We start from the raw sequence: 15,192 nt of genomic DNA, 5'->3' as shown, positions 1-15,192 counted from the left end.
TCACTCAATTTGTTATCCAGTTTGTACGGTTTTCAGATAGTGCCCAAACTGCTTGATTGTTTTCTAAACTATTAAACATAGGAAGCCACTCAGAAGGTCCCCCACTGTTCATTAATATATCATAACGGCGCAATTCCAATATGGGTTTCAAAGGATTTATAAGAACAGGACAAGCCTCCACACAGGCATTGCAAGTCGTGCATGCATACAATTCTTCCTTTGATATTTTATCGTAAAGAGAAAGGCCATCTGTAATCTCAATTGTTGTCCCATCCTCCATTCTTTTAAATGCTTTGGTCTGAACAAGTTCCTCAGCCCGATCTCGAATATCCATCACAATTTTTCGTGGACTCAATTTTTTACCGGTCATGTTTGCCGGACAAACGGCTGTACAACGCCCACATTCTGTGCATGAAAAAGCTTGCAATAAAATTTGTTGAGATAATTCATTGACATCTTGCGCCCCAAAATGATTCGGTGCTTCCATGGATGGATCATTTTCCAATCCGAGCATCCCCTTGACTTCATTTTGGATATATGGGATGTTTTGAATTTCACCTCTGGGATTTAAATCAGCATAATAGCTTGATGGGAATGCAAGAAAAATGTGTAAATGTTTGGAATAGGGCAAATAGGCAATAAAACCAAGAACAACCAGATAATGCGTCCACCAAAAGAAACGCTCCGTAAAGATGATCCAGTCCGCTGATAAACCACTAAAAAGAGGCATGGTAGTGGAAGCAGAAAGAAAAAATGTTCCGGTGGAATGGTAAGATTCTGGTTTTAGTTGTTGCAAATATTGATCAGCGCCATTCATCATAAAAATACTTAGAACGAGTATAATTTCACCTAGTAAAATAATGTTGGCATCAGCAAAAGGCCAGCCTTTCAGCTCAGGTTTATGAAAACGGCTAATTTTCAGGATATTTCTTCGTATCAAAAATACCGCTGTTGCAATTAAGGCTAAGAGCGATAAGATTTCGATGGTATTTATGGCTACCGGGTATAAAAATCCAATTTTATTGGCAAACAAGCGATGTTTTCCAAACAAGCCATCCGTAAAAATTTCAAGAAATTCAACTTGGGTTAATAAAAACGCCGTATAAATAAAAAAATGAAAGATACCTGATACAGGTTTTGTAAACATTTTACGCTGTCCCAAAGCAAATAAGAGCATATTTTTAAATCTAACCAGCGCAGATCCTTCAGGCCAATTGGGTTTCCCTAGCAGAATGGCCTGATATACCTGGGCATATCGTTTCCACGAAAACCGCAGAATTGCAGTTGTAATAAGAATAAAGACAATGCTGTGAATCATTTCAAAATAATAGATCTTTGAACAAAAATTAGGGATTTTTACCTTTTAATCAAATCAGTATGATAATTCTAAATCAGGAACAAATTAAACAAAAAATCAAACGAATGGCCATAGAAATTTATGAACGGCATTCTGATGAAAAGAAATTATTCCTGGCTGGTATCAATACCAAAGGGTATGAAATAGCCAAACTCTTGAGCTTGCAAATCAGTGAGTTATCTCCAATTCAATGCGAATTACTTCATATACACCTTAACCCGGCCCAGCCTACCGAGCACCCGATCAGCCTAAACGTTGATTCCTCGTTGCTTCGAAACAAATCTGTTATAATTACGGACGATGTTGCAAACACAGGGAGGACCCTGTTTTATTCTTTTAAAACGATCATGGATATCGTCCCAAAGAAATTGGAAGTAGCGGTATTGATCGAACGTACTCATAAAGGGTTTCCGATCCATGTAGATTTTGTAGGAATGAAATTGGCTACTACCTTGAAAGATAATATTGAAGTGGCACTGGATTCTGCCAATGATTGGAAGGTTAGCCTAAATTAAAGGGAATTAAATTTTGCTTCAAGTGCTTCTCTCGCTGCTTGGTATCCTAATTTATACAAATCTTCGGCTGTGTTTAAGTCAAATTTAGAATATTGACTTATTTTGGGAGACTCAATCAAAATATCGCAATACCCCATTTGTAATTTTGAATTATTTTGAACTGATAATTCAAGCACTCTGGTCAATAGTTTAAAGCTGTTATTAATTTCATCTGCTTTGACGATTTGGACAGGCATTAAACTCACTCCAATTAATATATCACAGTGATCACGAATTACTGATGCTGGAAAATTCATCAATATGCCACCATCAAGGTACAGTTCATTTTCTATTTCAACGGGTTTAAATAGAAGCGGTACGCTACAAGATGCGAGAACTGGTTTTATCACAGAACCTTCTTCGAAAATTTTAAGCTTACCAGCAATTAAATTTGTGGCGATAACTTTTACAGGAATTGACAGACTTTCAAATGTATCGTTGTATAGGTTTTGTGTTAAAATTTGCTCTAAATAATTTAAATCCATTAACCCTTTATTTGGCAATGCCGGACGCAGAAAATTAAACCATTTTGTTTTAATCGATAAATTAAGTAAGGTCTCAGGGGAAACGCCACCAGAGAATAGGACGCCAACCAAAGCGCCCGCACTGCATCCCGATATAATAGCTAATTCAATGCCGGCTTCTTTAATAAATTGGAGGGCACCAATATGATAAATCCCCCTCGCTCCACCGCCGGAGAGGCAAAGGCCAATCCGCATGTATTATAATTTTATAAAACGAATACGCGAAGTTTTTTCACCAGCTATACTCATAAAATAAACTCCCGGAGAAAGATCTAGTTTTAATGGATTCTGAATTTTTAAATTTTGTATCAATTTACCCTGAGCATTGTAAATAGAAGCTTCATTTCCTAAAAGAGCATTCTTATTAAAATAAATTAAATTCTCCACTGGATTAGGATAAATCTTTACGGATTCGTTGTCTAGATTATTTGCGTCAACAATTAATTTAATATCAGCTAAATATCTGGGTTGAATTTGATAGCCTTCAAGAAAAGGATTGATTGCGTCAAATTGGGAACCCAATCCGGTTAAATCAAATTTGCCGACCGGAGCTGAAGTCCCATGGATGTTAACATCATTGTCTATGCGCATATCAAAGGTATTTGTACCATCGGTAACTTTTACTGTAAAACCTAGCGGATTATTTGACCAGGTACCTGGATCAACTAATTCCATTTTTTTCATTTGGATTAACTGCGATTCAGTTGATTCATTTAAATAATTTACAACTGTGGGTTGAAAAAGTGAATTTCCAACTGATAGTTTTGTGATGCTATCCGGTATCATTTGAATAAGACCATTAAATTGGCTTATAAGACCCTTAATACGAATCAAATCCCCTTCTGTAACGGTGTAAGCTAAATTTCCAGAACTTAAAAAAACCGCAATCCCATCATTGAATTGGTCAATCAAAGTAAATTGCAAACCAATTGGACGCAAGTTAACTCCATAAACAACCCCTTCCAAACTGTATCTTCTATTTAGACTATCTGCTAAGCCATTAAAATCAGTAGAACTTATTATTCCAATTGGCAATGAGGGATAAAGGTCATCCTTAATTTTAACTTTAACGGTACCTTTCATTCCATTTGATGCATGTACATCACATTGATAATTATAAATGCCTGGTTGATTAAACTTATAAATGTATGACCATAAAGCAGTAGAAGGCAATCCGTTTCCAAAAGATTCAGGGTTTGCAGTAAATACCGATTTACTTCCATTTATATTATGGTGTCCACCTTTATTGAGCCATTCCACTTTTTCACCAACAAATATTTCTATAGTATCCGGATCAAATTTAAAATCAGATGCATTGATTGTGTAATCTGCACAAGAAACACTATTTACAGCATTAGGACTTGCAAACAGAAATTTGCCATTAATCTCAACTCCAACAGCATTTTTTGAAGCACCCCAATAGTTTTCTAGATTATTATCTATGTTGGCACGGCACAATTCCAAGCTGGCTCCATTGCCATTTGCATTTGTATTCCATGAACCAAAATAATGAACACTATCTACAGGATTTTGATTTGCATCCAGTAAAGTAATTACTTCATCCGTATTCCTTAGGCCCCCACTGGTCCATTCAAGGGCAGGGAATCCAAAAACAGAATCAAATTTTAAGGAATTTACACAAATAATAAAATATGCATTTGGAGCCATTGTGGTGTCAGGAAAAGTTATGACAACTGCATCTTTGATAGAATAATCCTTTAGATTTACAGCCTGGTTTCCAGCATTATAAAATTCTATATATTCTAAATTATCCGTCCCGCTTTCAGGGGGGTTAAACATGATTTCGTTAATTACGATCTGACTATTTGCCAGCGTTAACATACTTATTAAGGACAGTACCAGCATGATCCGTTTCATACTTCTATTTTTTACAAATATAAATGAATTTAAGCTTAATAAAAAGACAAAAGGCAGGTTTTAACTAAAACCTGCCTTTTGTCTTTTACAATGAACTCTATAAGGAGCTCTGATTGTGTTAATTGAATATATACCGAATTCCTAGTTGGATTTGATATACATCGGCCAAACTTGCTCTTTTAACAATTAATTTTTCCGGATACTTTCCATTTACTTTAGTGAATGTGTAATATGGAATATTGGCTGCATCCCTACTTTCAAACTTCAAAGGGGAAGACGAAATCAGTTGATCCCCAACTCCTAATGAAGGATCAATTAAATTCAAGAAATTTTGGATGTCTGCCCGAATCTGGATTCTATTCTTGTTTTGTCCAACAGTCAACCCAAATTCCTGAATGAATGATAAATCCACAGTGGTTAGAAAAGGTAAAATACCTCCATTGCGCTCATAATATTTTCCTTTGTACTTAGACAATTCTTCATTATTGTTAACAAATTTCATAAATGCATCCCGTTGCTCTTGTTCTGTCGCAGCGTCTTTAAAGTGAATTTCACTTCCTTCATTTGGAACATACATCAAGTCATTAGCTGATTGTCCATCGTTATTTAAATCACCCGCAGTCACTAAATTAAAGCGAGATTGGTTGCTCGATTGCATAAATATTGAAATCTGAGAAGAAATAGACTTCAAGTATGATTTTTTATAAGACAATGCAGCAATAAAACGGTGTCTTTGATCAAAATCGGAATAGGCTAAATTAGGCAAATTATTGCCATTTACGGTAACTTGATCACGCCAGGAACTAAATGCAATAGAGCCTGCAGTCATAATGTCTTTTGCCTCTGAAAAATTATAGGCTGCCATTGCATAAAGCCCATTTTTAAATTGTCTTTCTAATTTAGGGCATAAGCTATAAGCAAACCCTTCAGAAGTATTTTTCAGCAATATGGCATCAGATACATTTGCATACAATCTGTTTGAATTTCCACCTGGAAATAGAGGTCTGCTGTCAGCACCACTTAAATTCACTTTTGGCTCTACCTGATTTGCATTTACATAAGTCACATTGTTAATCGTTTTACTGTAAATTGCTTCCACGCTGGCAACAAAATCCCAAGGCAATGAATAATCAACAGCCAGGTTGAACCGAGCTAATTGTGGCAATTTGAAATTCTTATCTGTAACCGCTAAATTAAAATTAGGTGCAGCTGATGGGTTGTCAGGAACGTATTTATCCACTTCATCTGAAAAAGGATATTTATTTGTATTGTTAGAATTAATTGAGTTTTTAGTCACTCCATTATTTCCTATTTGATTTGAAATCCACACAAAAGGAACACGTCCTGTAAACACGCCAATACCTCCCCTAAATTGCAACTTCCTATTCCCCATTACATCGTAATTAAAGCCCATTCTTGGAGAGAATAACGTTCTTGATTTAGGCAAAACATTCGTTTCAAATTGAATTATTTCTCCATCAGCGTCTTTAAAATTATAAGTAGCTGCTAATTGATTTCGGTATGCTGATCCAGAATAATAATGAGGTCTGTCTAAACGAAATCCAAAAGTTACGTTCAACCGGTCATTTAAAGATGAAACATTATCCTGGAAATAAATACCTGGCTGTTTAATGGTAATTTTATCAATTGGTAGTTGCCCCCCTGGCAAAATTGAAAAGCCCAACTCATAATTTGGCAAAGTCACTGTTTCGCCATTTGCTGATTTGTAAAAATCATTCAAACTTGCAAACGTATATTTTCCATACCAGGTGGGAGTAAATGTATTCTCAAAATCAAATGATTCAAAATTAAATCCTGCTGTAACCGTGTGGCCATTCAAATACCAGGTAATATTGTCTTGAATTTGTATGGTATTTGCATCTAACCTGTTATTGGGTGTAAATGGTTCATACCCAAACGAAGTATAGGTGATATTTCCTTCACGGATATCTACCAATGGAAATACAGAGCCCGGACTCTCTCTAAAATCCCGATTTGCAGTAAATCCAATTTGAACCTGATTGGATGCTTTTGAACCAAACAAGGTATTTAATTCTATAATACCTGAATGAATATCATTATTAATAATATAATTGGTATTTTTAAAATTCAAATTGTTTAAATTTCCATTTCTGAATCCCGCTGCACCAGAACCACTTGCCAATACATCACGATACGATCTTAAATAATTGTATCTAAAACTTAACTTATTGGATTTATTGATATTATAATCTATTTTTCCCAATAACTTGTTGCTATATGTTTGCAATGCATACCCATCATAAACTCCTGGATCGTAGTTGTACTTATCGATCAGGAATTGACGCAGACTATCCATCGTTGTTGATTTTACTCTTGTAATAGAGCCTCCAACGGATTCACCCGGCCTTTGTGCGCGGTACTGCAATGGATCTTCTCTACGTTCTCCTTCGGCATTAACAAAAAAGAACAATTTGTTTTTAACGATTGCACCACCTAAACTGGCACCAAACTGTTTGACATCAAAATCTAATACCGTTACATTAAATGTGTCTGCTTTATTTCCTACAAAATTTTGATTTCTTAAATTGTAATAGGCTGTTCCAGAAAATTTATTGGAACCAGATTTTGTAACAGCATTTACGCCTGCTCCAGTAAAACCAGACAGACGCACATCATAAGCTCCTAAATTCACTTGTACTTCTTCGATGGCGTCCAAACCGACTGGAGTTGCATTGGATTGCCCTCCCGGAGTTGATGCTAAACCAAAACTATTGTTAAAAATCGAACCATCCAGACTTAAATTATTGAAACGGCTGTCATTCCCTAAAAATGAGGTACCAGGTGCAGTAGTTGTTGAAACGGAAGAAACCCGACTTTGAGGAGTTAATCGAATGAAATCATTTAAATTTCTTCCTAAAGATGGCAATGCCTCCAAGGCTTCTCTTTTAATATTAGTAGCAGCTCCTGTTCGCTCTGAATTTAAAATGTCGTTGGTTTTAGCAGTGACCAAAACTTCACCTAAAACAACGGCTTCTTCTATCAATTGAGCATTGTATCTAAGATTCTGGCCTAATGAAAGAAAAACACCTTCTTCTTCCAGGTTTTTATATCCGACATAGGTGATCGTTATTTTATAAGGACCTCCAACTCTTAAACTCGGAATGTTATAACGCCCATCTTCTCGCGTATAAACGCCATAAATTGAACCAGAGGGAAGATGTGTAACTTGAACACTTGCCGCTATTAAAGGCTCGCCTTTAGCATCTGTGACCGTTCCTAAAATCTGAGCATTTGTTGTGCCCTGTGCAAACATAGAATTTGTACAGAGAAGCTTCACTGTTAAAATGCACAAAACAATGAATACAGACTTTGTTGTACTTCGTTTCATAATTAGTGGTTTAGAATAAAGGATTAAATTCAAGCAAAGTTAAAATTCTAATCCTACACCTATATTATTTTATTATAAAATAATAATTTATATGTTACCGCCCTGTTAATCAACTAAATATGGCCTTATATGTGTACTGGAAGGAAATTTTCAGCTATCATACAGCGTGCACTCCCTCCTCCTACTGTTTCTATAATATCCAATGGAATTACTACTAATTCTGCAGATTTTTCAAAACGAACACGTTGGTTTCGAGTTAATGAATTATAGGCGCTTTCAGAACAAACTAAAAGTGGAGAACCCTTATGGTTTTTTAATAGCAACATGTTTCCAGCAAATTGATTCATCTGACTAAAGCTAATTTCAACCAATTCCTTATCAGTTTGAGAAAATGATTCCAGTAACTTTTGTTGCTGCGACTCGGGGATAGATTCCATGCAACAGATAACAAAGTCTGAACCCATAGCCATCATTACATTGGTGTGGTAAATTTCATTCTTTTGGGCATCTACTGCATTAAATAAAACAGTTTGATATCCACTTAATAAGGCAAATTTATGAAGGACCCTCGGATCGGTTCTTGGACTCAAACACGCATAGGCTATTTTATGAATTCTATCCAATATCAAACTACCGGTACCTTCCAAATACTGTTCCTGTTCTTCAAATAATTCCAGACTGTAGCGTTTTGTTACAAGATACTTCTCAGTTAATTTTTCAACAATATCTTCCCTGCGCTCCTGTCTACGAATTAAAGCTTGCATTGGATACGTATAAATAGTCCCATTTTCTTCAGTTGATATCCAATTATTAGGAAAAACGGAATCAGGCAATATGGTATCCGGTAGATCTTCAAATACATCGACATCCACCCCTTTTGTTGTCAAGGTGTTTACCATGTTATCAAATTCAAGAAGCGCTTTATCACGGATTTCTTCAGCGTTTAATATCGAAATATTTTTTTGAAATTTATTACTGGCTTCAGTTTCAAGATTAAATCCAAAATGCTTCGGACGAACCATGAAAATGCGATTTGTTAGTTGTTGTTTCATAGATAAATTTATAATTTCATAGCATCTTCCTTCAATTCATTGCTTAAGTCATCTCCAAGATAGCGATGTATTATTGAATGAATCAAATAAATTACAGGAGTTAAGCCAATGGCCATACAAACTTTATAAATATAATTGACGGTACCAATTGCTAAAACCAGTGATATTGGCCAATTGGCTCCAAAATAAAACGCAATAAACAGAACAATATAACTGTCAAAAAATTAAGAAATTAAAGTAGATCCAGTTGCGCGTAACCAAATACTTTTGTTTCCAGTTAGTAATTTAATTTTATGGAATATCAATGCATCCAAAATCTGACCGATGATACATGCTACAATTGAAGCTACAATAATTTTTAACCCTTGCCCAAAAACGAGCGAAAATGCAGTGTTGTAATTGGAAACCTCACTCGAAAGCTGTTCTTTCTTTTGAGGATCGGTAATAAAATCTAAATGTGAACTTGGCCAAAAATCAGCCGGCACTAAGTTTATAGCTAAATAAACAAATAGAAACGCATACCCAATCATAAAAATAGCTAACCAACTCAGCCTAATTACCCCACGTCTCCCAAAATACTCATTTATTATGTCAGTCATAATAAATACTACTGGCCAAATTAATACGCCTGCAGTCAACTGAAATGATAAATCTTTGTGCCCAAAGAAGTTAAAAGAACTTAATGGAAGATTTAGAGACTTTTCCAGTGAAAATATCTTAACACCAATAAATTCAGCTATTAGGGCATTTGTAATAAATATTGCCGAAAGAATAATAAAAAGTCTGGTAGCCTTATTTTTATGCTGGTTTTTCATGCAAGCCTAAACAATCCTGTAATTAATAGGTTTAATTGCCAGAATCGCCTTATAAATGTCTAAAATTTCTATTGATTTTAAAACCGGAAAATTAAAAAGCAATACAGATCTTGTAGTTGGCATAGATTTAGGCACAACGAACAGCTTGATTGCTTGCACTTTGGAGGGTCGGCCGACCATTATTCCAATTGGTGATAAAGCTAAAAAAAGCATGCCTTCCGCAGTTTGGTTTAATAAGGAGGGCACCGCCTTTATAGGTGATGAAGCCTTAACCAGGATGCATGAAGCACCTATGAACATGATTTACTCATTTAAACGATTTATGGGCAAATCATACCAGGATTTAATAAACACGCATTCCAAACTTTCCTATTCTGTACAACAAGAACCCGATACCAATGAGATTGTTATACCAGTAGCTTCACAGGCAATAACCGCAATTGCCTTGTCTTCATTCATTTTAAAAGAATTAAAATTAAACGCAGAAAACTATTTAAAATGCACCATTTCTAAAGTAGTTATTACCGTTCCTGCTTATTTTAATGACCATCAAAGACAAGCTACCCGGGAAGCCGGTAAATTAGCTGGACTGGATGTTTTGAGAATCATAAACGAACCGACTGCTGCTGCCATGGCGTATGGCTTGGGAATAGACCCAAACCAAACAAAACATATCATGGTATACGATTTAGGAGGCGGCACCTTTGATGTTTCAATTTTAAGAATAGAAAATGGCGTGTTTGATATCTTATCAACCCATGGTGACAATATGTTAGGAGGTGATGACATTGATCAGGAAATTGTACGCTATTGGGAAACACTGTATAAAATTGATTCCAGTCCGGAAAACAAGGCCGCTCTACGAACCGTTGCTGAACAAGCAAAAATATTTTTACTAGATCATAATTTATTTAAACAAACCTGGCTTGGGATTGAACTAAGCTTAACCACAGAAAATTTAGAACAATTGTCTTCGAATTGGATAAATAAAACCATAAAATCTTGCCAATTGGCATTAAAAGACAGTGGTCTAAGTTCACAGGAAATTGATGAAATTATTTTAGTTGGCGGTTCGTCAAGATTGTCTTTGGTAAAACGAAAATTATTTGAACATTTTAACAGACCTATCAATGATTTTTTAAATCCGGAAGAAGTGGTAGCATTAGGTGCTGCCATTCAAGCTGAAATTTTACAAGGCAACCGAAACGACTGGTTGCTTTTAGATGTGAATCCTTTGTCTCTTGGGATTGAAACATTGGGTGGTCTTATGGACACAATCATTCCAAGAAATTCGAAAATCCCAGTTCAACTTGCTCGAAATTATACGACTTCTGTGGATGGTCAAAAAAACCTCAAAATCACAATTTATCAGGGTGAGCGAGATTTAGTCCAGGACAACATTAAATTGGGAACGTTTATTTTAAATAATATCCCACCAATGCCGGCAGGTCTTCCGAAAATTGAAATTAAATTTAATTTAAATGCTGATGGAATATTAAGTGTAAGCGCAAAAGAAATCAGAAGTGGTATTGAACAACAAATTGAAATTCGCTCCTCTTTGAAACTTTCCGATGACGAAATTCAACAACGACTTAAAGATTCCATAACCAATGCTGAATCAGATGCAAATAACAAAGCAAAATTAGACAGTATAAATGAATTGAATTATCTCATATTGAACACGAAACGGTTCATTAATCAAAACAAAACGATTTTAGATTCTGATGAATTGGAATTAATGAATTTTCAACTAAATAACTTAATTCAAGTGTTGGCAACTGATTCTAAAAAAGAAATTGATCAATGCATTAACACTTTTAACACGATTACAGCTCCAATTGCTCATAAAATCATGGACATTCAAATTAAAAATTCTTTAAGTGGGAGTTCTGTAAACAAGATCTAGTATATGCAGAAAAAAACATTGAACTCATTACAGGATTTAAGCTTGGCGTATTCAACCAATAAAGAAGGGCCTCCTATACAAGAAGATGAAACTCCGGATCTTGTAAATAAAAATTTGCAAAAAGTTCGCGTTGAACGCTATTCAAAACTTAAAGCCGGAAAATCAGTCTGTAGAATATTTGGCTTGGAAGAAACCGATGAAACACTCGAAAAACTTTGCAAACAAATTAAGCAAAAATGCGGTGTTGGAGGAAGTGTCAAAGAACATGAAATCATCATACAAGGGGATCAGGTTGAGAAAGTTATAAATATATTAATAGCGTTGGGCTATAAAAACACAAAACGAAGTGGAGGATAAAATTATTTATGGCTAAACTACACACTACAATTATTTTAATTGGAATTGTTTTATCATTTTCATGTGCTCACCATTCTTCGAAAGATCAGAACCATGAAATTGAAGTTAATGAAGAAGCTTTTGAATATTTTCAATTCAGAAGTTTGGTAGAAGATTTTCCTTACAGTCACACAAATGATGGCACTTTTTACAGAACCTATCAATTATCTAAAAAATCAAATTCACACAATACATTTCGAAACTTATCGCAATGGAACTCTATTGGGCCATCAAATATTGCAGGTAGAAGTTTGTGCATTGCAATAAATCCATTGGATACAAATGAATTGTGGATGGGAAGTGCAGGCTCGGGATTGTGGAGATCCAGCACGGGTGGGATCGGCAATACTGCCTGGACCTACGTTCCAACAAATTTTCCAGTGAGTTCAGTGTCGAGTATCGCGATCCAATCAAATCAACCCAGTACAATTTATATTGGCACTGGCGAAGTGTACAATTACAATGGAACTGATGGCGGTCTGCAAACACGCACGTTAAGAGGCTCAAAGGGTATTGGCATTTTAAAGAGTCAAGACCATGGATTGACCTGGAACTTGGTACTCGATTGGAGTTCAAATAACAATACCGCCGTATGGAAAATATTAATTAATCCAACAAATCCAAATGTTGTATTTGCTGCAACAACCCAAGGTGTTTACAGATCAGTTGATGGCGGTCTTAACTGGAAAATAAACTTGGATATTCCTATGGCTTTAGATTTATTAATGGATGGAGAAGATCCTAAAATAATATATGCAGCTATTGGAGGAATAAATAGTCCAGAATATGGTATTTATAAAACAAGCAATAGCGGATTAAACTGGAAGAAAATCCAATCACCCAATGACAGCTTTTATGAAGGTCGTATTATGCTTGCATCTTACAAAAAGAATCCTAAAAAAGTATATGCAGCTTTTTCTGATGCCTTTAAAAGTGTTGGAATGCTCCGCACTACCGATCGATTTGATTCAATAAAATATTACACACCAATTAAAGATGTCACTTCGTATCAAGGTTGGTATGCCAAATGTTTGCACATCAAAGATGACGATTCATCCCAACTCATTATGGGAGGTGTTGATTTATATATTGACACTACTGGAACTGGGAATCAATTGTTTAATCTCATTTTAAGGAGAATAAAAATTCATGCCGACATGCATGATATAATCAGCAATCCATTTGACGCAAATAAAATTTATATAGCAACGGATGGTGGCTTATACCGTTCAAATAATTTTGCAAACAGTTTCTTTCCATGCAACGGGGGGTATCTAAGTTCCCAGTTTTATACCGGAAGTTTAGCAAAAAATGGAATTCATTTGTTAGCAGGTTTACAGGACAACAGGTCAGCCATCTATTCAGGAGTTAATCAATGGAGGGTAACGAATTTAGGTGACGGCACATACAATGCATTTGATCCGGTTCAGGATTCTCTGATATACTGTTCATCCCAGTATCAAAACTTATACAAAAGCACGGACTTTGGAAACCAATGGGAAGAACTGATCCCTCCAAATCAAGAGGCAGGTTTTGTTTCTCCTTTTATTCTTTGCAAATCCGATCCAAATCGAATTTATTCAGGTGGCAATGTGCTACTTATGTCTGCCAATCGTGGGACATCCTGGGATACTACGTTTTTTTCCAATAAAAATGAAAAGATTACAGCTATTGCTGATAACCCAAATCGATCTAAAGAGGTGTTTATTGCAACCGTCATTGAACCTTCTAAAATAACTAAACTATATTATAGCCAGGATGCAGGCAAACATCTGCTTTTAATTGATAATTCGATCCCTGAACGAATGATCCGTGATATAATTATTGACCCAAATGAAGAAAATAGACTCTACATCTGTTTAGGCTCATACGGCCGGCCCGGTATCATGGTCAGCACCAATTATGGATTGGATTGGAATTTCCTTGACAACAATTATTTGCCAGATGTTCCTATCCATTGTTTAATCATAGATCCCAATGATTCAAATATCCTTTACGCTGGAACGGATTTGGGTTTGTTTTTAGCACAGATCAAGGAAGCAATTGGAAATCCTATAATACGCATCCATTTGATCTTGTAGCCGTTTATGATTTGCTTTTCAACAATTTAAAAAGAGAACTTGTAATTTTTACCCACAGTCATGGCGCATTCACTGTTGATGCGATTGACAAAAATACAGTCAAGGTTTCACATCAAAAAAAGAAGACCATCCAATGCCTAGTCATAAATAGAAAATTGTACTTACTTGGAGTTGAATCCATTCCCACAAACTTAATGATCCTATCTAGTTCTGGTCAGAATTTCTTCCTAAACAATTCAAACAATGCTTTCGATGTCGAATTGCTTCCCCCTGGAATTTATTATTTGATTTCACATGATTTTGGTGTTTTGAAATTTATTCTAATTTAGAAAGAATAAAATCTTTTTTATATTCGTATTTTTCATTTCAAATTATTAATTTCAAATAATTTGTTTATTAAATTATTGGTAATAATTACAACTTTCGTATTCGCATCATCCTGTTTAACGATTCTAAATCCTTTTTAATTTCAATATCCTTAAATGATGCGTTTAAAAATATTTGCTCTATGGCTTCCCATTGCAATGCATTCAATTCTAAATAGATCCAGGTTGGTTCAGCTGCATTCTTTTGCACAAATTCAGCAATCCACTTATAAAATATAAGTGGATCGTCCCCTTTAGGGAAAAGGGCGACATTGGGTTCATACAATAAAACATGCGCATCCATCTGGTCCATTTCAAGTTTTGAAATGTAGGGTGGATTCGAAACAATAAGATTACAAAAAACAGGCACCTTGTCTTCATCTTCAAACAAATCAGCCTGAATGAATGAAATCTTTAAATTTAACTTGTCAGCATTAGTGCTTGCAATTTCCAGTGCCTTTTCTGATACATCCAAGGCAAATAAATTCCAATTAGGTCTAAACTTTTTTAAAGCCAATGCAATGCATCCTGATCCAGTTCCAATATCGAGTACATTAAAAAGTGCTGCATTAGGATGATCATCAAGTATCCATTGAACTAGACCTTCTGTTTCGGGTCTTGGGATAAGTACATCCGGAGTAACCAGTAAATCCAATCCCATAAAGTCAGCACTAGTTAAAACATACTGAATAGGAACCTTCTCAAGCAAATTGGCTATCAAATTTTTGTATGCCGGAGCTTCTAAAAAATGTTCTAAGCTCGAGTACTTACCTCTGGATTTATTCTGTATATCATACCATACATAGTTAGTTATATTATTGATTTCATGCGCATTATATATATTATTTAATGCTACATATAGCACTTGGCATAATTTTTGTTTATCCAATTATA

General features: G+C 35.3%; 10 protein-coding genes and 1 pseudogene. 4 read left to right on the top strand and 7 right to left on the bottom strand.

Annotation, left to right across the window (positions count from 1 at the left end; all coding sequences use genetic code 11):
- Positions 1-4: 4 nt before the first annotated feature.
- Positions 5-1,318: a (Fe-S)-binding protein gene (locus tag IPK91_01650; GenBank protein MBK8295996.1), complete on the bottom strand. Its 1,314-nt coding sequence runs from the start codon at positions 1,316-1,318 to the stop codon at positions 5-7.
- 59 nt (positions 1,319-1,377) lie between these two features.
- On the opposite strand from IPK91_01650, the gene IPK91_01645 reads away from it, so the two are divergent.
- On the top strand, positions 1,378-1,872 hold the full coding sequence (locus IPK91_01645) for a phosphoribosyltransferase (protein MBK8295995.1): 495 nt from the start codon (positions 1,378-1,380) through the stop codon (positions 1,870-1,872).
- Here the strand turns inward: IPK91_01645 and IPK91_01640 are convergent.
- From IPK91_01640 to IPK91_01620, 5 genes and pseudogenes are all read right to left on the bottom strand, one after another.
- Positions 1,869-2,630 carry a patatin-like phospholipase family protein gene (locus IPK91_01640; GenBank protein MBK8295994.1) on the bottom strand — a complete coding sequence of 254 codons (762 nt, stop codon included), beginning with the start codon at positions 2,628-2,630 and terminating at the stop codon, positions 1,869-1,871. The genes IPK91_01645 and IPK91_01640 overlap by 4 nt on opposite strands.
- A 3-nt stretch (positions 2,631-2,633) precedes the next feature.
- Positions 2,634-4,313 (bottom strand): lamin tail domain-containing protein, encoded by a 1,680-nt coding sequence (locus IPK91_01635; protein MBK8295993.1) that lies wholly within the window; start codon positions 4,311-4,313, stop codon positions 2,634-2,636.
- A gap of 118 nt (positions 4,314-4,431) precedes the next feature.
- On the bottom strand, positions 4,432-7,683 hold the full coding sequence (locus IPK91_01630; GenBank protein ID MBK8295992.1) for a TonB-dependent receptor: 3,252 nt from the start codon (positions 7,681-7,683) through the stop codon (positions 4,432-4,434).
- A 125-nt stretch (positions 7,684-7,808) separates the two neighbouring features.
- A complete protein-coding gene (locus IPK91_01625; protein MBK8295991.1) occupies positions 7,809-8,735 on the bottom strand; it encodes an amidinotransferase in 927 nt (308 codons plus the stop codon).
- An 8-nt stretch (positions 8,736-8,743) separates the two neighbouring features.
- Positions 8,744-9,550: pseudogene (locus IPK91_01620) on the bottom strand (queuosine precursor transporter).
- Positions 9,551-9,605: 55 nt separating this feature from the next.
- Here IPK91_01620 and hscA point away from each other — a divergent pair.
- The 3 genes from hscA to IPK91_01605 are packed head-to-tail and all read left to right on the top strand — an operon-like array spanning position 9,606 to position 13,933.
- Positions 9,606-11,456: a Fe-S protein assembly chaperone HscA gene (gene hscA / locus IPK91_01615; protein ID MBK8295990.1), complete on the top strand. Its 1,851-nt coding sequence runs from the start codon at positions 9,606-9,608 to the stop codon at positions 11,454-11,456.
- A gap of 3 nt (positions 11,457-11,459) precedes the next feature.
- Positions 11,460-11,813: a translation initiation factor gene (locus tag IPK91_01610; GenBank protein ID MBK8295989.1), complete on the top strand. Its 354-nt coding sequence runs from the start codon at positions 11,460-11,462 to the stop codon at positions 11,811-11,813.
- An 8-nt stretch (positions 11,814-11,821) separates the two neighbouring features.
- The gene (locus IPK91_01605) at positions 11,822-13,933 is read left to right on the top strand and encodes a hypothetical protein (GenBank protein MBK8295988.1); all 2,112 of its coding nucleotides are present in this window, start codon (positions 11,822-11,824) and stop codon (positions 13,931-13,933) included.
- 414 nt (positions 13,934-14,347) lie between these two features.
- Here the strand turns inward: IPK91_01605 and prmC are convergent, their stop codons facing one another.
- A complete protein-coding gene (prmC, locus tag IPK91_01600; GenBank protein MBK8295987.1) occupies positions 14,348-15,187 on the bottom strand; it encodes a peptide chain release factor N(5)-glutamine methyltransferase in 840 nt (279 codons plus the stop codon).
- Positions 15,188-15,192: the final 5 nt, after the last annotated feature.

The sequence above is a fragment of the Saprospiraceae bacterium genome (assembly GCA_016712145.1).
Taxonomy (GTDB): domain Bacteria; phylum Bacteroidota; class Bacteroidia; order Chitinophagales; family Saprospiraceae; genus Vicinibacter.
This window is presented reverse-complemented; position numbering and strand designations above follow the sequence as displayed.